Here is a 20,694-nt window from a genome sequence, read left to right on the forward strand (position 1 = left end):
GGCCGCGCGCTTGGGTCTAGCCTTGGCTATGGGACAGTGAGGGAGAAGACCCAAGTGACAAAACTTTCAGGTCAACGCGCGTGGATCACAGGCGGCGGATCGGGCATCGGTGCGGCCGCCGCGCAGGCGCTGGCGGCCTCCGGGGCCGAGGTTATCCTGTCAGGACGCCGTGCAGAGCCGCTTCAATCCGTGGCTGACACCATCCAGGCGCTGGGTGGGCGGGCGCAGGTCAAACCGCTGGACGTGGCCGACGCCGACGCCGTGGCGGCCACCGCGCGGGACATCGGCCCCGTGAACATCCTTTTGGCCAATGCCGGGTTGAACGTGCCCGACAGATCTCTGGCCACCGTCAGCGCCGAAGGCTGGGACAAGGTCGTGAACGTCAACCTGAACGGTGTTTTCTATCCGCTCCACGCGGTTCTGCCAGGCATGCGCGATCAGGGGGGCGGCACCGTCATTCTGATCTCCAGTTGGGCAGGGCGCTATGCCACCCGCCTGACCGGCGCGGCCTATAACGCCACCAAACGCGCAGTGCTCGCCCTCAGCGAAACGGTGAATGACGAAGAGGGGGCGCATGGCATCCGCTCGACCGTCATCATGCCGGGTGAGGTGGCCACGGACATCCTGAAATCCCGTCCCACGCCGCCGGCGCAAGAGGACATGGACAGGATGCTTCAGGCTGACGATCTGGCACAAACAATTCGGTTCGTCGCGGAAATGCCGCCCCATGTGTGCCTGAACGAAATCCTGATCTCACCCACGTGGAACCGGTTCTATCAGGGCTTTGACGAGGCTTAGGCCGTCAGCCGGTCAAACGCCGCCAGCGCCCCCTCCGCCCGCGCCGCGATGGCATCAGCGGATAGCGGGGGCAGGGCGCCGGTCACGCGTCTGATCTGCAAATCCCCGATCAGCAGGCTGACGTACCATTCGCTCGCCTGCCGGGCCGAGGGCGCGGTCAGCGCGCCGGCCTCTATCGCGCTTTGCATCAATGCCTCGATCAGGGGCACGATTTCGGTGCGCCCCCCTTCGGAAATGGCGGCCCCCAGTTCGCCGGTATGATCCGCCGCCGCCGCGCGGTTCAAGAACACGGCCCTGTCGCCCATCAGGGCCGTCAGCAGAATGGGCGCAATGTCCGCCAGGGACCGGCGCGGATCGTCCTGATGCTCCAGTGCGTTGCTCAGGGCCTGTTTCACGTCGCCCGCATTGGCCTGTACCATGGCTTTGAACAGGCCCTTCTTGTCGCCGTACCATCGGTACATCGTTTCATTCGATGCCTTTGCCGCCTTGGCAATGTTCAGCATCGATGCCCCGCCATATCCCTTGTCGCTTAGAACCGCATAGGCGGCCGCGAAAATTTCCGCCTGCCGGGTCTGGCGCTTTTCATTGCGCATTTCAGGATCCTCATTTTGCCTTGCAATAATCCGTACACATCTGTACCCAATGATTCAAGTAGTACACATATGTACGGTTAGGGGATAATCATGAAACGAGCACTTCCATTTCTGGCGTTGGCCTCTCTTTTGTTCTCGGGTGCGATCTTTGGCTTTTTCTATGCCTGGGTCTGTTCGACCATGTGGGGGCTGGATCAGGCAGACCCGCGCACGGCCATCGCGGCCATGCAGGCGATGAACGCCTCGGTCCGCAACGCGACCTTTGCACCGGCCTTTTTTGGAACCCCCTTCGTTTTGCTGCTGACCGGGCTGATTGCCCGGGGAGCTGGGCACAGGGGCAGCGCGCTGTATTTTGGCTTGGGCGGACTGGTCTATCTTTTTGGGGGGATGATCCTGACCATGGCGGTCAACGTGCCGATGAATGAGGCTCTGGCAACGGTCAGCGTACCGCAGGATATCGAACTGGCCCGCCAAATCTGGCAGGACTACTCGCAACCCTGGCAGGTCTGGAATCAAGTCCGCACTGTGGCCTCGGGCGCGGCGCTGCTGCTGGCGGGCTTGGGAACGATGAACCTGCGCGCGACATAACCGCGGGGCAGGGCGCGCCGGCTCAGGCCACCTTCATGATGATGCAGGTGGTCGATCCGGTGGCATAAAGCTTGCCATCCTCGACCCCGCGCATTTCCCCATGGGCGACGCCGGTCGACCGGCCGGAATGATCGACGATGCCAACACATTCGATCTCTGTGCCCAGCGGGATCGCGCGGGTGATGTTGATCTTGTATTCGAGCGTTGTGTAAACCGAACCCCTCGGCACGCAGGTCATGATCGCGCAGGCCATCGCGCTGTCCAGCAGCGTGCCATACCAGCCGCCATGCACCGTTCCCATCGGGTTGGTGACGTTGAATTCGGGCGTTCCGCGAAAGGCGACGCGCCCGTCCTCGACCGCATGAAGGGTATATCCCAGTGTCTGACCAATCGGCGGGCCGGGGTTGGTCCCGTCCAAAATCCCCTGCATGAATTCCAGGCCGGACATGCCCAGCACTTCGGCCTGTGACAGCAAATCTTCGGGACTTTTGGCTATGTTCATGGGCGTCTCCTGTTTGGCATCACGCTAGCAGGAGACGCAGATCGGGCAAGTCTTACGCGACGTTTTGCAGGTGTACGCGGGGTGTGACGCCCAGTGCGTGGCACACATCGCGTGTCAGTTCCGGACGGTTCAGCGTGTAAAAGTGCAGCTTGTCCACGCCGTCGTCGATCAGATCGCTGCACAATTCGGCGCAGACGGCCGTTGCCAGAAGATCCTCGCGCCCGTCGCGCACGGCCTTTGTAAACGCATCTTCCAGCCATGCGGGGATATGCGTGCCACAGCGGCGGGCAAAATTGGACGCGCCTTTCCAGTTTTCGATCGGCAGGATGCCGGGGGTGATCATATGGTCGATCCCCGCCTTGGCACAGGCATCGCGGAACCGGAAAAACGTCTCGGCCTCGAAAAAGAACTGGGTCAGCGCCTCGGTCGCGCCGGCGTCCAGCTTGGCCTTGAGCCAGTCGATATCGGCCTGCGCATCCGCCGCCTCGGGGTGAACATCGGGATAGGCGCCTACGCGGATCGTGAAATCGCCGGTTTCCGAAAGGGCCTCGATCAGTTCAACCGAATTGGCGAACCCGTCGGGGTGGGGCGTGAACGCACCCGACCCCTTGGGCGGATCGCCCCGCAGGGCCACGATGTCCTGCACGCCCGCCTTGGCAAACCCTTGTGCGATGTTCAGAGTTTCCTCGCGCGTCGCATTCACGCAGGTCAGGTGCGCCGCGACCGGCAGGCCGGATGATTTGTGCAGGGCCGAAACCGCATCGCGGGTCAGATCGCGCGTTGTACCGCCCGCGCCATAGGTCACCGAAACGAACCGCGGGTCCAGCGGGGCAAGCGTTTGCACCGTATCCCACAGGCGAAATGCCCCTTCCAGGTTCTGCGGCGGAAAGAATTCAAACGAAATTTCGGGCACGGACATGATGTGTTTCCTCTGGATTTCGCACCTTGTCGCATATCGCGGATTGTGAAACAATTTCATAAATCTCAACAACAACATGAGCGAGGCGATAGTTTGCACATCGAATTCCGTCATCTGCGCACGATCAAGGCCATCCATGACGCTGGCGGTCTGGCCCGTGCGGCCGATCAGCTGAACATCACCCAAAGTGCGCTCAGCCATCAGATCAAGGGGCTTGAGGATCAGGCCGGCGTCGAACTTTTCGTGCGCCGGTCCAAGCCGATGACCCTGTCTGCGGCGGGTTATCGTCTGCTGCGTCTGGCCGAACAGGTGCTGCCCCAGGTCGAGGCGACCCTGGCCGAGTTTTCCAACCTTCGCGACGGCAAAACCGGGCGCATGCATATCGCCATCGAATGCCACGCCTGTTTCGAGTGGCTGTTCCCGGTACTCGAAGCGTTCCGAAAGAACTGGCACGATGTGGATGTCGATATCCGCCCCGGCCTAGCCTTTGATGCGCTGCCCGCCCTGCAAAAGGAAGAGGTCGACCTTGTCGTCTCGTCCGACCCCGAGGATATCCCCGGCGTCGAATTCGTCGAACTTTTTGATTATTCGCCTGTTTTCGTGGCTTCGGCCCAGCACCCCTTGGCCGCGAAACCCTATGTCGAGGCGGCGGATTTTCGCGGCGAAACCCTGATCACCTATCCGGTGGACCGCACCCGTCTGGATGTGTTCAGTCAGCTTCTGATTCCGGCCAAGGTCGAACCGGCCAGCATCCGTCAGGTCGAACTGACCGCCGTCATTCTGCTGCTCGTGGCTTCAAACCGAGGTGTTTCGGTGCTGCCCGACTGGGTCGTGCGCGAGGTGAAATATTCCTCGGATTACGTCACCCGTCCGCTGACCAAGACAGGAATCACACGGCGGCTCTATGCCGCCGTGCGCAGCGAGGATCTGGAAAAACCCTTCGTCACCGACCTGATCGAACTCGCCCGCATCGAGGCGCGCAAGCTTCAGGCGGCGTGATCCCGGCCCGCGTGGGGCCGGGGCGGTTTTCAGGCGACCTTGACGATCTGTTTACCCATGTTTCCGCCCTTGAGCAGGCCCATGAAGGCCGCGGGCGCATTTTCCAGACCTTCGGCGATGTCTTCCAGATAGGCGACCTCGCCGCTGGCGACCTTGGGGCCGATCTCGCCCAGGAAGGTCGGGTAACGGTCCCAGTGGTTCGAGATGATGAACCCGTTCACGGACAGGAACTTGACCAGGATATTGCGCCACAGGGCGGGGGCGGTCAGGCCCTGCTGATCGGCGCCTGCGCCAAGACCGCCGGCGTTATACCAGCTGATCATCCCGCAGATCGGGATGCGGCCATGCGGGTTCATCAGCGGGAAGACCGCTTCCAAAACCTTGCCGCCCACATTTTCGAAATAGATGTCGATGCCTTTGGGGCATTCTGCCGACAGTGCCTGGCGCAGGTCCGAAGCGTTGTCAAAAGCGCGGTGGTCAAGGCAGGCATCAAAGCCGAATTTTTCAACCGCCAGCGCGCATTTTTCGGCGCCGCCCGCAACACCGACCGCGCGCAACCCCAGCGATTTCGCGACCTGCCCGACCATTGAACCGACCGGCCCCGTGGCCGCGGCCACGACCAGCGTTTCCCCCTCTTGCGGACGGCCATATTCGGTCAGCCCGTGCCAGCCGGTGAAACCGGGCATGCCCAGAACCCCCAGCGCCGTGGTGATTGACCCGTGCGCCGGGTCGAGCTTGCGCAACTGGTTGGCAGGCAGGCACCCATGGGTGGCCCAGCCGAACATGCCAAACGCATAATCGCCGGGTTTGAATGCCGGGCTGTTCGAGGCAACCACCTCGCCCACGGCCCCGGCCTCCATCGTGCCGCCAATCGGCACCGGCGCGGCATAGGATTTTGCGTCATCCATGCGCCCGCGCATGTAGGGGTCTAGCGACATGTAATGCACCTTGACCAGAACCTCGCCGTCGCCGGGCACTGGCATCGGTTTGGCTTCATAGCGGAAATTTTCGGGCGTCGGCGCGCCATCCGGGCGGCTGGCCAAGGCGATGTGATGCATCTGGTCTGACATGGGAATCTCCTCCGTTTGATTGCGGCGACGGTGGACGGTGACACCGGCATTGGCAAGCAGCAAGCGTCACGACGCAGCGGCATCTGCGCCCGACCGATGCAATCACGTCCGCCAAGGGGTTGGCAAGACCGGGGCCGGGGCGTATACGCGCGGCCTGACCGGACAGGAGCCAAAGCCATGGTAGGCAGTGCAAATCTCAACATCATGATCAAAGCCGCGCGCAAAGCGGGGCGTTCGCTGGTCAAGGATTTCCGCGAAGTCGAGAACCTGCAGGTCTCGATGAAGGGCGCGGGCGATTTCGTGTCGCGTGCCGACCTGGCCGCCGAGGCGATCCTCAAGGAAGAATTGATGGGGGCCCGCCCCACCTATGGCTGGGTGGCCGAGGAAGGCGGCAGCGAAGAGGGGCAGGACCCGACGCGCCGCTGGATCGTCGATCCGCTGGACGGAACCACCAATTTCCTGCACGGGCTGCCCCACTGGGCGGTCTCGATCGCCCTTGAACACAAGGGGCAGGTCGTGGCCGGGGTGGTGTTCGACGCGGCCAAGGATGAAATGTTCTTTGCTGAAAAGGGCGCCGGGTCGTGGATGAACGACACGCGCCTTCGCGTGTCCTCGCGCAGCCGCATGATCGAAAGCATTTTTTCAACCGGTTTGCCGTTTGCCGGTCGCGCGGACCTGCCGCTGACCCTGCAGGACTTGGCGCGGCTGATGCCGGTCTGTGCCGGTGTGCGGCGCTGGGGTGCGGCCTCGCTGGATTTGGCTTATGTCGCCGCGGGCCGGTATGATGGGTTCTGGGAACGGCGCCTGAACGAATGGGACATGGCCGCCGGCCTGATCATCGTGCGCGAGGCGGGCGGCCTGGCCCAGCCTCTGACCCCGGATGGCGACATTCTCGCCGACGGTGAACTGATCGCCTCGAACGAAGCGATTTTCGACCAGTTCGCCAAGGTGATCCGAGGCTGATCCGGCACCTTTTGCCAAACGGGTTATTTGCGTGGAACACGCGGGATGTTTGACCGTGTGAACGTGTATTCCGCCTCGGGATGGGGCGGGTGCCCTTCGGTCCGGTTCCAGAATGCGGCACCGCCCAGGCGCCTCCACAGGGGAATGGCGATCAGCAATCCCACGACAAACCCGCCCGTATGCGCCCAATAGGCCACGCCACCGATGTCGGCATTGGTGCCGACGCTGCCGATGAACTGCATTGCAAACCACAGGCCCAGCATGACCCAGGCCGGCATCGGGAACACTTTGAAAAAGATGATGAAAATGACCAGCACATCAACCTTGGCCTTGGGGAACAGCAACAGGTAACCGCCCATCACCCCGGCAATCGCACCCGAGGCGCCCACGGTTGGAACGACGGAGCTGGGGCCGGTGATCACATGGATCAGCCCCGCGCCCAGGCCCGCCGCCAGATAAAACAGCAAAAAGCCGAGATGCCCCATCTCGTCTTCAAGGTTGTCGCCGAAAATCCACAGGAACAACATGTTGCCCGCCAGGTGCAAGAACCCGGCATGCAGGAACATCGACGTCACCATGGTGTGAAAGCCGACGCCTGAGCTGATCTCGGCGGGAACGATCGCCCAGACATCAAAGAATTGATAGAGCGCGCGCGGATTGTTCAGAATGCCCAGATAGCTGACGAAAACCAGAACATTGGCGGCGATCAGGGCGTAGACGACATAAGGCGTGCGCCCCGACGGGTTGTGATCGCGGATCGGAAACATGGATCGCACGCTGGCGGCAAAGCGATTTGGGGTCAAGCCTGCAATCGGTTGACGCCATTCTTTCAGTCGCCGGGGGGACGGTCTGGCCCTCCGGTCAGATCACTGCGGGTGTACCGGGGTTCGCGCGCCAGATCACCCGATCCCGCCCAACAGGGCTGCATTGCCCCCGGCGGCGGTCGTGTCGACACAGACATGCCGTTCGCCCCGCACTCGGGTAACGTCCGGACGGCCGGGGATCAGCGGCAGGATCGGCCCCGCGCGCCGCGCCAGCGCCTGTTCGATCTGCCGCCCCGTGTCCGCGTCGCCCCACCAGAGAACTCCGGCGAGCCCGTCCATCTTTTGCAATGTTTCGGGCGCGATCATCCCGTCCGTGCACAGGGCGACACCGCCCAGTTCCTGCACCGCCCGGGCCTGAGCCTGCACCGTTTTGACCCCCGGGCCCAAACACAACAGCGGCGCCCGCGCGCTCAGCGTCAGGCGGTTGGATTCCCCTGTCGGTCCGGGCAGGGACCGGGTGGAAGGCGGCAAGGGTGTGCCGACTGTCTTGGGTGCGCCAGATGCCGCGCCCGGCCAGGTGTCTGCGCTGGTTTCCCGGTCGGGGGCGCAGAACCGGGCCATGTAATTGGGGCCGCCCGCCTTGGGGCCGGTTCCGGAAAGTCCCTCGCCGCCAAAGGGTTGGCTGCCGACGATCGCGCCGATCTGGTTGCGGTTCACATAGATGTTCCCGGCGTGAATGCGGTCGGTCACATGCTGTACGCGGTCATCGATCCGGGTATGCAGCCCAAAGGTCAGGCCATAGCCGGTTGCATTGATATCGTCGATCACCCGGTCCAGATCCCGCGACCGGAACCGCACCACATGCAGCACCGGGCCGAATATTTCCTTTTCCAGTGCCGCAATGCCGGGCAATTCGATCAGCGTCGGCGCCACAAAGGTTCCGCCCTGCGGCGCATCCAGTTCCTTGAGCACGCGGCCCTCGTGGCGGGCAATGTCGATATGGGCGCGAATACCGGCCAGGGCCGCGGCGTCGATCACCGGGCCGCAATCGGTCGACAAGAGCCATGGATCGCCGAGTGACAGGGCATCCATCGCCCCGCGCAGCATTTTCAGAACGTCCTCGGCAATGTCCTCCTGCAGATAGAGGCACCGCAGGGCCGAACACCGCTGACCTGCCGACTGGAACGCGCTTTCGACGATGGATTGCACCGCCTGTTCGGGCAGGGCGGTACTGTCAACGATCATCGCGTTCAGCCCGCCGGTTTCGGCGATCAGCGGCGCGCCGGGGGCCAGATGGTCGGCCATCGCCGCGCGTATTTTCAGTGCCGTCGCAGTCGATCCGGTAAAGGCCACCCCGTCCACCCTCGCGTCCGAGGTCAGCGCCGCCCCCACGGCCCCGCCTCCGGGCAACAGTTGCAACGAGGGGCGCGGCACGCCCGCAGCGTGCAGCAAGCTGACGGCCAGATACGCGATCAGAGGTGTCTGTTCGGCCGGCTTGGCCAGAACCGCGTTGCCCGTGGCCAATGCGGCGGCAATCTGGCCCGAGAAAATCGCCAGCGGAAAGTTCCACGGCGAAATGCAGGTAAACACGCCCGCCGGGGCCGCGTCGGGGATGTTGGCCGCGTAATAGCGCAGGAAATCCACCGCTTCGCGCAGTTCCGCCACGCAATCGGGCAGGGATTTCCCCGCCTCGCGCGTCAGCAGCGCAAAGATTCCGCCGTAGTTCTCTTCGTACAGGTCTGCGGCACGGCTCAGTACGGCGGCGCGTTCGGCCGCTGGCGCGTCCCACGGCGTGGCTGCGGCAAGGGCCGTTTCAACATCCGCTGCCGAGGCCGATGCAACCACACCCGGCCGATCCGCGGCATCCGCCGGGTTCTGCACGGCAATCTCCGCCTCCGGTGCGGCATCGCCCGCCAGCAGCGGGGCGGCCGACCATGTCGCACGCTCAAACGGCGCGCGGGCGGCGTCAATCCTGGCCAGTGTCGGCGCGTGGGCCAGGTCGAACCCTTGCGAATTTACCCGTTCGGGCTGAAACAGGTTGGGTCCCACGGCCAGCTTGGGCGCAGGGCCTGACAGCGCCTCGAACGGATCGGCGGCCACGGTTTCGGGCGCGACGTCCTCATCTACGATCTGGTTCACGAAGGAACTGTTGGCGCCGTTTTCCAGCAACCGCCGCACCAGATAGGCCAACAGATCGCGATGTGCCCCCACCGGCGCATAGATCCGGCACCGTGTCCCGTTGGCGTCCTTGACCAGATTGTGCAGCGTTTCGCCCATCCCGTGCAGGCGCTGAAATTCATACGGTTGCCCCTCTGCCATGTGTAGGATGGCCGAAACCGTATGCGCGTTGTGGGTTGCGAATTGCGGATAAATCCGGTCCGTGAGCCCCAGCAGTTTGCGCGCATTCGCGATATAGGACACGTCCGTCGCCGCCTTGCGGGTGAAGACCGGAAATCCGTCGATCCCTTCGACCTGTGCGCGTTTGACCTCGCTGTCCCAATAGGCGCCTTTGACCAGCCGCACCATGATGCGCCGGTCATGGCGGGTGGCCATGTCATGCAGCGTGTCGATCACCGCCCCGGCGCGCGGGCCATAGGCCTGGACAACAACGCCAAACCCGTCCCACCCGGCCAGCGCCGGTTCGGCCAGAACCGCGTCGATCACGTCCAGCGACAGGGTCAGCCGGTCCGCTTCTTCCGCATCGACGTTCAACCCCATGCCCGCCGATTTCGCCAGCAGGGCGAGCGAACGAAGGCGCGGCACCAGGTCGCGCATCACGCGGCCATATTGCGCCACCTCATAGCGGGGATGCAGCGCCGATAGCTTGACCGAAATGCCGGGGTTTTCGCGAATATCCTCCGACGTACAGGCCGTCGCAATCGCCGAAATCGCGCGGGAATAGCTGAGATGATAGCGCGACGCATCCGCTTCGGTCCGCGCGGCTTCGCCCAGCATGTCATAGCTGTAGGTATAGCCCTTGGCCTCCATCCCGGCGGCACGTTTCATCGCCGAGGTGATCGATTCCCCCAGAACGAACTGACGCCCCATTTCCTTCATTGCGCGCGCCGTGGCGGTGCGGATCACCGGCTCGCCCAGCCGTTTGATCGCGCTGCGCAGAGCTGGCGCCGGGCCGGGCGTGTCGTCATCCAGAACCTTGCCCGTCAGCATCAGCGCCCAGGTCGAGGCATTGACCAGCGGTGAGGCGGAATGCCCAAGGTGTTTGCCCCAGTCGCTGGGCGCGATCTTGTCCTCGATCAGCGCATCGATCGTGTCTGCGTCGGGCACCCGCAACAAGGCTTCGGCCAGGCACATCAGCGCGATGCCTTCGTCGGTGGACAGGCCGTATTCGGCCAGAAATACCTCCATCAGCCCCGGTGCCGCATGGGCACGGATGGCGCGCACCAGATCGGCCCCCGCGGTGCTGATCGCGCGGCGATCCTCTGCTGAAAGGTCGGCGAGCGCGACCAGCCGCGCGATGGCGGCGTCCTCGTCCTGATAGGTGCCGGTGTCGATCGGGGCGTGATTCAGCGTAGGAAGGGTCATGGCATGCCTTTCGAGGTCGATATGGGTATATTACACCTGAATTGGCGGGACATTCGCCGGAAAACCGGAATAATGCCGGACAATCGACTTATGATTGGAGGAATCGCAGTGCAAACGGACGGTGTGGAGCTGGATCAATTCGACCGCAAGATTCTGAGCGTTCTGGCCAGCGAAGGACGGATCAGTATCGCCGATCTGGCCCGGCGCATCGGGCTGTCGAAATCGCCCACGCAGGCGCGCCTGCGCCGGTTGGAAACCGAGGGCGTGATCATCGGCTACCGCGCCCTGGTCGACCCGATCCGCCTGGGCCTTGATCACGTAGCCTTTGTCGAGGTGCGCCTGACCGACACGCGCGAGGCGGCACTCAGCGCCTTTAACGCGGCGGTGGCCAAGATCGGCGAGATTGAACAGGTGCACCTGATCGCCGGGAATTTCGATTACCTGATGAAGATCAGAACCCGCAACATGGCCGATTACCGTGCTGTTCTCGCTGAAAAAATCTCGACCCTGCCGCATGTGTCCAGCACGTCGACCTATGTCGCGATGCAGGCGGTCAAGGAAAAGGGGCCGCTTGAGCCGCTCGAAAATGTGACTTGACCCATGGGCCAGCCGCGCCAGCATTGTCGTCATGCGACATGCTTTGATGGCCTTCTGTTTTGCCCCCGCTTTCGGCGCCGGTCCCGTGCTGGCACAAACCTGTCCTGCCGCGCCCGATCACGGGGCCCAGCTGCAACGCCTCTACGAGGCCGCGCGAGAGGCGAAAACCGAAAACGACGCCCGCGCCATTGCCGGAGAGATGTGGGAGCTTTGGACCGATGCCCCGAATGAACAGGCCCAGGCGATGCTGGACCGGGGCATGCGAAAGCGCCAGTCCTATGATTTCTTGGGCGCGCTCGCCGATCTGAGCAAACTTATCGATTACTGCCCCGACTATGCCGAAGGGTATAACCAGCGCGCTTTCGTCAATTACCTGCGACAGGATTTTGCACCGGCACTGGTTGACCTGGACCGCGCGCTGGCCCTGTCGCCGGATCACGTCGCTGCGCTGTCGGGCCGGGCGCTGACCCTGCTGGGTCTGGGCCGCCCGGACGAGGCACGCGAGTCGCTTTCGCGCGCCCTTGAACTGAACCCCTGGTTGCCCGAACGTGGCCTAGCCGCCCCCGGCGCGCCACTTGCGCCCAAGGGTCAGGACATCTGACACCGCGCACAGAGGTGGCTTGTGAGCCATCGGCCGGATTGCTATCAGCAAAGGGCATGGGCCCCGCGGGTCCTGTGCGGGCGTGATGGAATGGTAGACATATCAGACTTAAAATCTGAAGGGCGCAAGCCCGTGTGGGTTCGAGTCCCACCGCCCGCACCAATGCACTGACACACCGCGCCGAACAGGGCGCCAGAGCAGGGGGATCAGGCCGCATGGACGGGATCATCGCAGCTGTGCCAACACCGGTCGATGCCGATGGGGCGCCCATCAGGGATCTGTTTCTGGAACATTGCACCTGGGCCTTGGGCAACGGGTGTGACGGGCTGAACATCCTCGGTTCCACGGGCGAGGCGAACTCGCACGATATGGAGACCCGCAAGCGGGTGATGCGCTGGGCCGCCGAAGGGCTGGAGCGGGCACGCCTGATGGTGGGGACCGGGACGCCGTCGCTGGCCGAGACCGTTTTGCTCACCGAACATGCGGATGACCTGGGCTATCCCGTGGCGCTGGTGCTGCCGCCCTATTATTACAAACCGCTCAGCGATGATGGGTTATACCACTGGTACAAATCGGTGAACGACCGCCTTGGGCGACGTAAAATCCGGATATATTTCTATAACTACCCGCAGATGACCGGGCTGGTCATTCCGGTGTCCGTCATCGCCCGGCTGCACGCGGATTTCCCGGATCGTTTCTGCGGGATCAAGGATTCGTCGGGCGATCTGGACTATTGCCGGACCATTGCATCACAGATGCCTGACCTGCGGGTTTTTCCCAGTTCCGAAACCACCCTGGGCGAGGCGGCGCGCGCAGGGTTTGCCGGGTGTATCTCGGCGACAGTCAATGTCTCGGCACCGCTTTGCGGGGCGATCTGGACCGGGCGCGCGGCGCCGGATCCGGGCATGTTGGACCGGGCGGGAATAATCCGCTCGGCGATTGCAGCTCAGCCACTTGTTCCTGCCATAAAACATATGGTTGCGCGGCGTACCGGATGTGAGGACTGGGGCCGCGTTCTGCCGCCCTTCGTGGCGCTGGACGCGCAGGGGCAAACTGCGCTCAGCACGCTCGATCCGGTGGTCTAACGACGGTTCGTCACCGCCCCGATCATCATTGTCGCAACGAACAGAACCGCGGCGGTGCACACGATGCTGGGCCCGGCCGGGGTTTCCAGAACGAACGCCGCCCACAACCCGCCAAGCGCCGAAGCCGCGCCGATCAGGGCGGCGCCGATGGCCATCGCCTCGGGCGTGCGCACCAGCGGGCGCGCTGCCGCTGCCGGAATGACCAGCAAGGCCGCGATCAGCAACACCCCGACGACCTTGATGGCCACTGCCACGACGATGGCCAGTCCAACGGTCAGGCCGAACTCTTCGGCCCTTGGGTTGAGGCCGCTGGCGCGGGCCAGATCGGGATTCAGCGTTGTGGTCAGCAGGGCCGACCACCGCCAGACCATCAGCGCAAGGATAAGCGCCGCGCCAATCCAGATTATCGCAAGATCATATGTGTTCACGGCAAGGATATCCCCCCGCAGGAATCCCATCAGATCAAGGCGGATATCACCCAGCAAGGCCACCGCGACAAGGCCGGCGGCAAGCGCGGTATGGGCCATGACGCCCAGAACCGTGTCAACCGCATAGGCCCGTCCGGTCAGGGCCGAAACGCCCACGCCCATGGCCAGCGCGGCAACGAGGATCCAAGGCAGCTGTGGCATGGCCAGACCCAGCGCGAAGGCAAGGCCAAGGATCGAGGCATGCGCCGTTGCCTCGCCGAAATAGGCCATTCGGCGCCAGACCACGAAACAGCCCAAGGGGGCCGCGGCCAGCGCCACGCCGATCCCGGCCAGCGCCGCACGGGTCAGAAAATCGTCAAACATCAGTGTGAATGTCCGTCGTGGTCATGCGCGTGATCGTGGTCATGACTGTGGGAATGTTCGTGACGGTAAAGCGCCAGCGCGCCCTGGGTCCCGGTGCCGAACAGGGCACGGTATTCCGGCGCGCTGGCGACGATTTCGGGCGTCCCTTCGCAGCAGATGTGACCGTTGATGCACAAGACCCGGTCAGAGGCGGCCATGACAACATGCAAATCGTGGCTGACCATGACGACGGCGCATCCCAGGTCGCGGCGCACCTCTTCGATGCGGCGGTAGAACGCGGCCGAGCCGGGTTGATCCAGGCCCTGTGTCGCCTCGTCCAGCAAAAGGAGCTGGGGATTCTCCAGCAGCGCGCGGGCCAGCAGGACACGCTGGAACTGACCACCTGACAGGTCGGTCATTTGCCGGTTGGCCAGATCGGGCACGCCCGCTTGGTCCAGTGCGGCGGCCGTGTCGGACGCGCTCACCCGGCGGGGCAGGGACAGAAACCGGCGCACGGTCATCGGAAGGCTGGCATCAATCGCCAGTTTTTGGGGCACATAGCCGATGCGCAAACCGGGGGCGCGCTCGACGTGACCCTTGGCTGGGGGCAGGGCGCCGATCAGCGCCTTGAGGAAAGTTGATTTGCCGGATCCGTTCGGCCCGACAATGGTGACGATTTCACCGGGGGCGATTTCGACATTCACGTCGTGCAGGACGGTGCGGCCGTCTCGCTTGATTTTCAGATTGCGCGCAGCGATTACAGGCGTGGTCATCAAGCGGCCCCTGCGCAGGCCGGACAGAGACCCTCGGCCTCGACCACGATACGTTCGATGGTGAAATCGGCCTGTTGTGCGGCCTGTCCCAGTCGCCCCTGTTCCAGCTGCGTTTCCGCTTCGGCCACGGCCTTGCAGGCGCGGCAGATCAGGAAGGCCGGGACATGATCCTGGTCGGGGTGGGTGCAGGCGGTATAGGCGTTCAGACGTTCGATCCTGTGGGCGAACCCGTTCTTGACCAGAAAATCGAGCGCGCGATAGGCGACCGGCGGTTGTGAGCCCATGCCATCAGCCGCCAGGACTTCAAGGATGTCATAGGCCCCCATCGCGCGGTGTTCACGCAGCAGGATTTCCAGAACCCGTCGCCGGGCCGGGGTAAATTGCAGCTTTTCCCGCGCGCAGGTTGCTTCGGCGGCATGCAGCGCCTCGGCAATGCATCCGGCGTGGTCGTGGGTTTCAAATCCGTTGGCTGTCATGATGGGTCCGGGGTGTTCTGAGTATCTTGATTGATATGTTATAACATTGCATATAGCAAGCAGATCACCCTTGCCAATTGGTCAGACACAAAGGACACGATCGATGCATCGTTTTTTCGCCATTGCCGCGGCAATTGTTGCCGCCCTCCCGTTGCGTGCGGAAGCGCCGCATGTGGCCGCTGATATCGCCCCTGTGCACAGCCTGGTTGCACAGGTGATGGGGGATCTGGGTGTGCCTGATCTGATCGTGACGCCCGGCGCATCACCGCATGGCTATGCGCTGCGCCCTTCGCAGGCGCGCGGGTTGGAGCAGGCCGATCTGGTGGTGTGGATGGGGCCCGGGCTTACCCCCTGGCTATCCAAACCGGTGGAAAGTCTGGCGGGGGATGCAGCACATGTCGAATTGCTGGACTACGTTGGTGACATGGCGCTGCCCTACCGTGACCTGACCGCTGCGGATCACGACCATGATCACGACCATGAGGGGGCAATTGACCCGCATGCCTGGCTGGATCCACAGATCGCGGCCGCATGGGTCAAGGTCATTGCCGATCATCTGGGGCGTCTGGATCCGGACAATGGCGAAACCTATCAGCAGAATGCCCAGAAGGCGCAGGTCAAATTGATGGCGCTGGTTGACGAGATTGACGCCATGTTGGTCCCGGCCCGCGACGGGACCTATATCGCTTTTCACGATGCCTATCAGTATTTCGAACATCGCTTTGCCCTGACGACAGTCGGCACTGTCACCCTGAGCGATGCGGCCAGCCCCGGTCCGGCGCAACTGTCGCGTCTGCGCGACCGCGTGGCGCAAGGGGGCATCACTTGTGCATTCAGCGAACCTCAGTTCGAAGACCGCCTTTTGCGCGCCGGGACCGAGGGGTATTCGGTGCCAATCGCCCGGCTGGATCCCCTGGGCGCACAGCTGGAACCGGGGGGCGCCCTTTATGGCGATGTGCTGCGCGCAATGGCGCAGGCGATTGCCGCGTGTGCGGCGCAATAGGGCGGACCGTGCACAGGCCCCCGCGGGGGCCTGTGACCAGAGAAAAGAGACGCAGGATCAGGACGCGATCTTGCCGCCGCCTTGTTTCGTGACCACCAAAACCGACGGGCGCGGTGGCATTTGCGGGTCGAAGTCGGGCCAGCGGGTGGCCGGATCCTCAAACGTCGAGTCGCGTTCGAAGCCCTTGAGGTTCTTGGTGCCGTCCGTGCCGGGATGCTGCACCGCAAGGAACAGGGTTCCCCCGTCATTGGTGAAATATGGCCCGCACAGTTCACCGCCGACGGGGCAGCGGAAGAACAGTTTGGAATGGCCGCGCATGTCGCCTTCGGTTTCCAGCGCATAGAGCCCGTCGGATTTGCCGGTCTTGCCCCAGCCCGAGCCCTGATCCGTAGAAATCCAGAGCCGTCCATCGGCGTCGATGGCGCAGTTGTCGGGCGAACTGAACCAGCCGTTGGCCGAGGTTTCCGGGTGCCACTGCGCGCCGACATCGGCAACGGCGGGATCTCCGCATTTCACAAGGATCGACCATTGGCCGTAACTGGCCGCGTGGTCGCCGCCATTTTCCTTGATCTCTATGATATGGCCAAAGTTGCTTTCGGGGCGTGGATTGGCAGCGTTGACCTGATTGGCTTTGCGTTTGTTATTGTTGGTCAGCATGACATAGGCGGTGCCATCGCCACGCGGTTGAACGTCCTCGGGGCGGTCCATCGGCGTGGCGCCCAGCAGATCGGCGGCAAGGCGCGTGTCGATCAGAACGTCGGCCTGGGTCTCAAACCCGTTCGTCGCGTTCAGCGGGCCGTTTCCGTGCACCAGCGGCATCCATTCAACGCTGCCGTCGGCGTCGAACCGCGCGACATAGAGGGTCCCCTCGCTCAGCAGTTTTGAATTGGCTGCCTTGTCATCCGAAACGATCCCGTCCGAGACGTATTTGTAGAGATAGTCGAACCGGTTGTCGTCGCCCGAATAGACGACCAGTTGACCGGATGCAGCGACGGTTGTTTCCGCGCCTTCGTGGCGGAATCGGCCCAGGGCCGTGTGTTTGACCGGCATTACGGTGGGGTCGCGTGGATCGACCTCGACGATCCAGCCCCAGCGGTTGGGTTCGTTCGGTTCGCGGTCGATGTTCCACCGGTCGTGGAATTTGCCCCAGGCGTACCAGCGACCCGGAACGCCATAGCGTTTCTTGGATGTCTCATCGGAATGGGCCGAAAGGTCGGGTTTTTCGTCGCTGTCCACGACATCGGTCCAGAAATATCCGTGGAAATTTTCCTCGGCCATCAGATACGTGCCCCAGGGGGTCATGCCGCCGGCGCAGTTGTTGACGGTGCCGATGACGCGTGTGCCCGAGGGGTCGGCGTTGGTCTGCATCCGGGGGTGTCCGGCGGCGGGGCCATCAATTGTCATTTCCGTGTTCAGCGGGGTGATCCGGCGGTTATAACTGCTGTCCCGAACCAGCGCCCATTTGCCAGTCTCTCCACGGGCGATTTCGACCACGCTGCCGCCGTGGGCAGCCATTTCGATATCGACCAGATCCTTGGTCATGCCTTCAAATCCGGCGCGATCCTGACGGCCCAGACCGGGGAACATAACCTCTTCGTTGGTATATTCGTGGTTCACACACAAAAGACCGCGATTTCCGGTATCGTCCAGCGGGGTGAAGCCGACGTAATCACAATTATAGCCGAACTGTTTCAACTGCGCCTCAGCCGTCTGGTTCATCACATCGAACTCGGGGGCATCGGCGGTGATCGGATCGCCCCAGCGCAGTAGGATATCGGCGTCATACCCATCGGCGATGTGGTGTGTTTCGTCGTTGCCCCAGGTCAATTCGTCAAACACATATCGGCTGCCATGCCCTGCGGCGGCGGCCTGTTTCGGGGCAACTATCGCCGAGGTGCCGAACAGGGCCGTTGTGGCCGACACGGCCAGAGCCCCGCGCAGCACGTCGCGGCGGCCATAACGGGTGTTGATCACATCACCGATTGTGTTGCCCAGATTGGGGTTGGTCGGGATGTCGTCAAAGGCTTCATAGGCTTCGGCCTTGTTGCCGATCTCGGGATCGTCGAGAATGGTTTTGCGGTCCATTGGGCTGACTCCTTCCTGTTGAAATAGGGAGCGACTCCAAATCGGAATCGCGATTGCGCGCAAATTCCACGCGCCGTGTAACACTGGCGTGAACCCTATCAGAAATGAGGCTAAAAGTCAGCCTGGCCTGGAAGACCCGCGTTATTCGGCGGGGCTGAAGCCTTCGATCAGCTGACGCAGGCCAAAGGCGGCGCCGGCGAAAATGGCGATGAACGTGACCGGAGCGCTGACGGCCAGCAGTGAAAACGCCGTGAGTCCCTGACCCACAGTACAGCCGATGGCAATGATAGCACCGGCGCCCATGATGGCGGCACCGATGATCTGGCGGCGCAGTTCGCGGGGATCCTCACACGCCTCCCAGCGGAAATGGCCCTTGATGAGCGATCCGATGAATGCCCCGAGCCACACGCCGGCGACCGAGCCGACCGCAAAGGATAGGGGGCGGGCGCTGCCGGTCATGGCATAGAGGATGGATTCGCCCACGGGGGCCGAAAAGCTGTGCGAGACAACGGGCAGGGCGTCAAAGCCCGTGGCGCTGACCCACGCGGTTCCGGCCCAGCCCGACACGATGGCCAGCCCGACGACCGCCGCCCAGAACACCAGCTTCGGCTCGGCCCGGAATTTTGCGGACGACAGCGCGAAGGCGCAGATCAGCAACCCGACGGCGGCCCCGATTGGCGCAACCGGCAACCCGGTCAGGGCCGAGGCGTGATGCGCAAGTCCGGGCGGAATTTCAGATGTCACATCGACCTGATGAAAGAAATAATCACGCACAGGGGCCAGCGGGCCGGACATGACGATATAGGTTGAAACGCCCATCACCAGAACGATCACGAACGAGCGCAGATCGCCGCCGCCAAGCCGGGCAATCGCCCCATAGCCGCAGTTGCCTGCCAGCGCCATGCCGTAGCCGAACATGAGACCGCCGATAACCGAGGCGTGCGGCATCCAGCGGATGGAGAGGTAATAGGTGTCCGCCCCGCTCAACAGACCCGCGCCGATGAGCGAAAAGCTTCCCAGACAGGCGACGCCAATGGCCAGCGCCCACATGCGGAGCCGGGTGTCCGATCCGCCATACAGCAAATCCTCGATCGCGCCCAAGGTGCAAAACCGGCCCAGTCGCGCAGCGAGACCCAGGAGAATCCCGCCAAAAAGACCGACAAGGGCCACCAGTTGACTGTCAGAAAACCACTCTTGCATCAGCGTCTCCTCCCCCTTGCATGGCTGCACGGCGCCGGACTGCCCGGCGCACAGGCCGGGGAGGTCAGTCGTCGTCGCAGAACAGCTCGTACACGATTTCAAGGATACGCCGGGGACGGTCATCCGCCAAACGATAATATATCGCCTTGCCGTCACGCCGTGGAATGACAAGACCTTCGAGCCGGAGACGCGACAGTTGCTGGGACACGGCAGCCTGACGGGCCGACAGAAGGTCCTCAAGCTCGGTCACGGATTTTTCGCCGGTGACGAGGTGGCACAGGATCATGAGTCTGCCCTCGTGGCTGATCGCCTTGAGAAAGTTCGACGCGCTGGTGGCGTTGTCCACCATCTTGTCCAGCTCTTCCACTGCCATATCTGTCGAAAACTGCGGTAGTGCCATGTCTCTAGTCCCTTAGCGTTGTGTCAGAACGCAATCTGATCTTCTACTGCGGCGATGCCTGCTTCGGCGCATTCGTCATCCAAATCCGGCCCGGGCGCCCCGGAAACACCGATTCCTGCGACCATGCTGCCACCCCCCTCGTAAACCGGAATGCCGCCGCCCAGAGGCAGGGCCTCGCTGAGGTGGCGAATACCCGACGAGATTTTGTCAGGGGCGGTTTCTATCGCAAGGTCGGACGTCGTGGTGCGAAAGCTGACCGCGGTCCAAGCCTTGCGGCGGGATGTTTCATAGACATGCACACCGGCATAGCGGTCGCGCACGAAGACCTGAGGCACACCGAACCTGTCCACAACGGTCACACCGACCTGGTATCCGGCGTCGCGGCAGGCCTGCATCGCTGCTTGGGCCATTTGCTGGGCTACTTCGGGTTTCAGGACCTGAAATTCCACGAATGCGCCCTCGTCATCAGCCACTGCACCGCTTGCAGCAAAGCACAGCGCGCCAATCAGTCCCGTTATCCGTTTCATTGCGAGTCCCCTGTGTATTTCGTGTTGTCCTGCAAAAGTTTGGCCAGGATTGGCCAAAAGAAATCTTCACCCGGATACCCTTCGAGCCGGGCCAGTTCGCGGCCTTCGTCAACAATCAGGAAAGTCGGAGTGAAGGTCACCCGCCGCTGGATTTCCAGATCTTCGGGCAGGGCGGAAATCTCAACCCGGCGCAACGGTGCGAACCGCCCCTGGGACGTGTTCGGATAGGCCGGTGCAATCTCAGCGTTCCAGCGCGCACACCAGACACAGCCTGCCTCTTCCACCATCACAAGTTCGGCCGCCGCTGCGGGCAGGGACGCCAGCATTGTGAACAGGACTCCGGAAATTGTGATTATATGGCGCATAAGGCACCCGTTGACGTTTCGATAATGTACAACGTAATCTGAATATGTGAATGAATCAAGCCGCGGACGTATT

The 20,694-nt window shown here is 62.9% G+C and carries 22 protein-coding genes and 1 tRNA gene; 9 read left to right on the top strand and 14 right to left on the bottom strand.

The window, feature by feature from the left end:
- Positions 1 to 54: 54 nt before the first annotated feature.
- A complete protein-coding gene (locus tag ACXYMO_RS11230) occupies positions 55 to 798 on the top strand; it encodes an SDR family oxidoreductase (RefSeq protein ID WP_458878771.1) in 744 nt (247 codons plus the stop codon).
- Here the strand turns inward: ACXYMO_RS11230 and ACXYMO_RS11235 are convergent.
- The gene (locus tag ACXYMO_RS11235; protein ID WP_458878772.1) at positions 795 to 1,391 is read right to left on the bottom strand and encodes a TetR/AcrR family transcriptional regulator; all 597 of its coding nucleotides are present in this window, start codon (positions 1,389 to 1,391) and stop codon (positions 795 to 797) included. The genes ACXYMO_RS11230 and ACXYMO_RS11235 overlap by 4 nt on opposite strands.
- 90 nt (positions 1,392 to 1,481) lie before the next feature.
- Here ACXYMO_RS11235 and ACXYMO_RS11240 point away from each other — a divergent pair, with 90 nt between their 5' ends.
- On the top strand, positions 1,482 to 1,979 hold the full coding sequence (locus ACXYMO_RS11240; protein WP_458878773.1) for an anthrone oxygenase family protein: 498 nt from the start codon (positions 1,482 to 1,484) through the stop codon (positions 1,977 to 1,979).
- A 22-nt stretch (positions 1,980 to 2,001) separates the two neighbouring features.
- Here ACXYMO_RS11240 and ACXYMO_RS11245 read toward each other — a convergent pair whose 3' ends face one another.
- The gene (locus ACXYMO_RS11245; protein WP_458878774.1) at positions 2,002 to 2,481 is read right to left on the bottom strand and encodes a PaaI family thioesterase; all 480 of its coding nucleotides are present in this window, start codon (positions 2,479 to 2,481) and stop codon (positions 2,002 to 2,004) included.
- A 52-nt stretch (positions 2,482 to 2,533) separates the two neighbouring features.
- Complete coding sequence (gene metF, locus ACXYMO_RS11250) at positions 2,534 to 3,400, bottom strand: methylenetetrahydrofolate reductase [NAD(P)H] (protein ID WP_458878775.1); 867 nt, start codon at positions 3,398 to 3,400, stop codon at positions 2,534 to 2,536.
- Between the two features lie 93 nt (positions 3,401 to 3,493).
- Here metF and ACXYMO_RS11255 point away from each other — a divergent pair, with 93 nt between their 5' ends.
- On the top strand, positions 3,494 to 4,399 hold the full coding sequence (locus ACXYMO_RS11255) for a LysR family transcriptional regulator (RefSeq protein ID WP_458878776.1): 906 nt from the start codon (positions 3,494 to 3,496) through the stop codon (positions 4,397 to 4,399).
- A gap of 29 nt (positions 4,400 to 4,428) precedes the next feature.
- Here the strand turns inward: ACXYMO_RS11255 and ACXYMO_RS11260 are convergent, their stop codons facing one another.
- Positions 4,429 to 5,469, bottom strand: coding sequence for an NADP-dependent oxidoreductase (locus ACXYMO_RS11260; protein WP_458878777.1), 1,041 nt, complete (start codon positions 5,467 to 5,469; stop codon positions 4,429 to 4,431).
- Positions 5,470 to 5,646: 177 nt separating this feature from the next.
- Here ACXYMO_RS11260 and ACXYMO_RS11265 point away from each other — a divergent pair, with 177 nt between their 5' ends.
- Positions 5,647 to 6,432, top strand: coding sequence for an inositol monophosphatase family protein (locus tag ACXYMO_RS11265; protein ID WP_458878778.1), 786 nt, complete (start codon positions 5,647 to 5,649; stop codon positions 6,430 to 6,432).
- A 23-nt stretch (positions 6,433 to 6,455) separates the two neighbouring features.
- Here the strand turns inward: ACXYMO_RS11265 and ACXYMO_RS11270 are convergent, their stop codons facing one another.
- Both ACXYMO_RS11270 and putA read right to left on the bottom strand, forming a co-directional pair.
- Positions 6,456 to 7,199 carry a rhomboid family intramembrane serine protease gene (locus ACXYMO_RS11270; protein ID WP_458878779.1) on the bottom strand — a complete coding sequence of 248 codons (744 nt, stop codon included), beginning with the start codon at positions 7,197 to 7,199 and terminating at the stop codon, positions 6,456 to 6,458.
- Between the two features lie 132 nt (positions 7,200 to 7,331).
- The gene (putA, locus tag ACXYMO_RS11275; protein WP_458878780.1) at positions 7,332 to 10,739 is read right to left on the bottom strand and encodes a bifunctional proline dehydrogenase/L-glutamate gamma-semialdehyde dehydrogenase PutA; all 3,408 of its coding nucleotides are present in this window, start codon (positions 10,737 to 10,739) and stop codon (positions 7,332 to 7,334) included.
- A 90-nt stretch (positions 10,740 to 10,829) separates the two neighbouring features.
- Here putA and ACXYMO_RS11280 point away from each other — a divergent pair, with 90 nt between their 5' ends.
- The 4 genes from ACXYMO_RS11280 (at position 10,830) to ACXYMO_RS11295 (ending at position 13,022) form a co-directional block, all read left to right on the top strand.
- On the top strand, positions 10,830 to 11,336 hold the full coding sequence (locus ACXYMO_RS11280) for an Lrp/AsnC family transcriptional regulator (RefSeq protein ID WP_458878781.1): 507 nt from the start codon (positions 10,830 to 10,832) through the stop codon (positions 11,334 to 11,336).
- Positions 11,337 to 11,367: 31 nt separating this feature from the next.
- The gene (locus tag ACXYMO_RS11285; protein WP_458878782.1) at positions 11,368 to 11,937 is read left to right on the top strand and encodes a tetratricopeptide repeat protein; all 570 of its coding nucleotides are present in this window, start codon (positions 11,368 to 11,370) and stop codon (positions 11,935 to 11,937) included.
- 76 nt (positions 11,938 to 12,013) lie between these two features.
- Positions 12,014 to 12,099, top strand: a tRNA-Leu gene (locus tag ACXYMO_RS11290).
- A 53-nt stretch (positions 12,100 to 12,152) separates the two neighbouring features.
- The gene (locus tag ACXYMO_RS11295; protein ID WP_458878783.1) at positions 12,153 to 13,022 is read left to right on the top strand and encodes a dihydrodipicolinate synthase family protein; all 870 of its coding nucleotides are present in this window, start codon (positions 12,153 to 12,155) and stop codon (positions 13,020 to 13,022) included.
- Here the strand turns inward: ACXYMO_RS11295 and ACXYMO_RS11300 are convergent.
- The 3 genes from ACXYMO_RS11300 to ACXYMO_RS11310 are packed head-to-tail and all read right to left on the bottom strand — an operon-like array spanning position 13,019 to position 15,041.
- Positions 13,019 to 13,813 carry a metal ABC transporter permease gene (locus ACXYMO_RS11300; RefSeq protein WP_458878784.1) on the bottom strand — a complete coding sequence of 265 codons (795 nt, stop codon included), beginning with the start codon at positions 13,811 to 13,813 and terminating at the stop codon, positions 13,019 to 13,021. The genes ACXYMO_RS11295 and ACXYMO_RS11300 overlap by 4 nt on opposite strands.
- The gene (locus ACXYMO_RS11305) at positions 13,813 to 14,565 is read right to left on the bottom strand and encodes a metal ABC transporter ATP-binding protein (RefSeq protein WP_458878785.1); all 753 of its coding nucleotides are present in this window, start codon (positions 14,563 to 14,565) and stop codon (positions 13,813 to 13,815) included. Before ACXYMO_RS11305 ends, ACXYMO_RS11300 begins: the two co-directional genes overlap by 1 nt.
- Positions 14,565 to 15,041 carry a transcriptional repressor gene (locus ACXYMO_RS11310; RefSeq protein ID WP_458878786.1) on the bottom strand — a complete coding sequence of 159 codons (477 nt, stop codon included), beginning with the start codon at positions 15,039 to 15,041 and terminating at the stop codon, positions 14,565 to 14,567. The genes ACXYMO_RS11305 and ACXYMO_RS11310 overlap by 1 nt, the downstream gene beginning before the upstream one ends.
- A 103-nt stretch (positions 15,042 to 15,144) precedes the next feature.
- Here ACXYMO_RS11310 and ACXYMO_RS11315 point away from each other — a divergent pair, with 103 nt between their 5' ends.
- A complete protein-coding gene (locus tag ACXYMO_RS11315; protein WP_458878787.1) occupies positions 15,145 to 16,044 on the top strand; it encodes a zinc ABC transporter substrate-binding protein in 900 nt (299 codons plus the stop codon).
- 57 nt (positions 16,045 to 16,101) lie between these two features.
- Here the strand turns inward: ACXYMO_RS11315 and ACXYMO_RS11320 are convergent, their stop codons facing one another.
- The 5 genes from ACXYMO_RS11320 to ACXYMO_RS11340 form a co-directional block, all read right to left on the bottom strand.
- Positions 16,102 to 18,129: a PhoX family protein gene (locus tag ACXYMO_RS11320; protein WP_458878788.1), complete on the bottom strand. Its 2,028-nt coding sequence runs from the start codon at positions 18,127 to 18,129 to the stop codon at positions 16,102 to 16,104.
- 141 nt (positions 18,130 to 18,270) lie between these two features.
- Positions 18,271 to 19,329: a YeeE/YedE family protein gene (locus ACXYMO_RS11325; protein ID WP_458878789.1), complete on the bottom strand. Its 1,059-nt coding sequence runs from the start codon at positions 19,327 to 19,329 to the stop codon at positions 18,271 to 18,273.
- A gap of 64 nt (positions 19,330 to 19,393) precedes the next feature.
- On the bottom strand, positions 19,394 to 19,729 hold the full coding sequence (locus tag ACXYMO_RS11330) for an ArsR/SmtB family transcription factor (RefSeq protein WP_458878790.1): 336 nt from the start codon (positions 19,727 to 19,729) through the stop codon (positions 19,394 to 19,396).
- 23 nt (positions 19,730 to 19,752) lie between these two features.
- On the bottom strand, positions 19,753 to 20,256 hold the full coding sequence (locus ACXYMO_RS11335; RefSeq protein ID WP_458878791.1) for a GlcG/HbpS family heme-binding protein: 504 nt from the start codon (positions 20,254 to 20,256) through the stop codon (positions 19,753 to 19,755).
- The gene (locus ACXYMO_RS11340; protein ID WP_458878792.1) at positions 20,253 to 20,621 is read right to left on the bottom strand and encodes a hypothetical protein; all 369 of its coding nucleotides are present in this window, start codon (positions 20,619 to 20,621) and stop codon (positions 20,253 to 20,255) included. The genes ACXYMO_RS11335 and ACXYMO_RS11340 overlap by 4 nt, the downstream gene beginning before the upstream one ends.
- Between the last annotated feature and the right edge of the window lie 73 nt (positions 20,622 to 20,694).

Source organism: Arenibacterium sp. CAU 1754, assembly GCF_054482635.1.

Bases quoted from the DNA above. Each gene is read 5' to 3' on its own strand.
- ACXYMO_RS11320 (WP_458878788.1), bottom strand. From the start codon at position 18,129: ATGGACCGCAAAACCATTCTCGACGATCCCGAGATCGGCAACAAGGCC.
- ACXYMO_RS11265 (WP_458878778.1), top strand. From the start codon at position 5,647: ATGGTAGGCAGTGCAAATCTCAACATCATGATCAAAGCCGCGCGCAAA.
- ACXYMO_RS11240 (WP_458878773.1), top strand. From the start codon at position 1,482: ATGAAACGAGCACTTCCATTTCTGGCGTTGGCCTCTCTTTTGTTCTCG.
- metF (WP_458878775.1), bottom strand. From the start codon at position 3,400: ATGTCCGTGCCCGAAATTTCGTTTGAATTCTTTCCGCCGCAGAACCTG.
- ACXYMO_RS11260 (WP_458878777.1), bottom strand. From the start codon at position 5,469: ATGTCAGACCAGATGCATCACATCGCCTTGGCCAGCCGCCCGGATGGC.
- ACXYMO_RS11285 (WP_458878782.1), top strand. From the start codon at position 11,368: ATGCGACATGCTTTGATGGCCTTCTGTTTTGCCCCCGCTTTCGGCGCC.
- ACXYMO_RS11335 (WP_458878791.1), bottom strand. From the start codon at position 20,256: ATGAAACGGATAACGGGACTGATTGGCGCGCTGTGCTTTGCTGCAAGC.
- ACXYMO_RS11270 (WP_458878779.1), bottom strand. From the start codon at position 7,199: ATGTTTCCGATCCGCGATCACAACCCGTCGGGGCGCACGCCTTATGTC.
- ACXYMO_RS11245 (WP_458878774.1), bottom strand. From the start codon at position 2,481: ATGAACATAGCCAAAAGTCCCGAAGATTTGCTGTCACAGGCCGAAGTG.
- ACXYMO_RS11315 (WP_458878787.1), top strand. From the start codon at position 15,145: ATGCATCGTTTTTTCGCCATTGCCGCGGCAATTGTTGCCGCCCTCCCG.
- ACXYMO_RS11310 (WP_458878786.1), bottom strand. From the start codon at position 15,041: ATGACAGCCAACGGATTTGAAACCCACGACCACGCCGGATGCATTGCC.
- ACXYMO_RS11280 (WP_458878781.1), top strand. From the start codon at position 10,830: ATGATTGGAGGAATCGCAGTGCAAACGGACGGTGTGGAGCTGGATCAA.
- ACXYMO_RS11305 (WP_458878785.1), bottom strand. From the start codon at position 14,565: ATGACCACGCCTGTAATCGCTGCGCGCAATCTGAAAATCAAGCGAGAC.
- ACXYMO_RS11295 (WP_458878783.1), top strand. From the start codon at position 12,153: ATGGACGGGATCATCGCAGCTGTGCCAACACCGGTCGATGCCGATGGG.
- ACXYMO_RS11235 (WP_458878772.1), bottom strand. From the start codon at position 1,391: ATGCGCAATGAAAAGCGCCAGACCCGGCAGGCGGAAATTTTCGCGGCC.
- ACXYMO_RS11340 (WP_458878792.1), bottom strand. From the start codon at position 20,621: ATGCGCCATATAATCACAATTTCCGGAGTCCTGTTCACAATGCTGGCG.
- putA (WP_458878780.1), bottom strand. From the start codon at position 10,739: ATGACCCTTCCTACGCTGAATCACGCCCCGATCGACACCGGCACCTAT.
- ACXYMO_RS11325 (WP_458878789.1), bottom strand. From the start codon at position 19,329: ATGCAAGAGTGGTTTTCTGACAGTCAACTGGTGGCCCTTGTCGGTCTT.
- ACXYMO_RS11300 (WP_458878784.1), bottom strand. From the start codon at position 13,813: ATGTTTGACGATTTTCTGACCCGTGCGGCGCTGGCCGGGATCGGCGTG.
- ACXYMO_RS11330 (WP_458878790.1), bottom strand. From the start codon at position 19,729: ATGGCACTACCGCAGTTTTCGACAGATATGGCAGTGGAAGAGCTGGAC.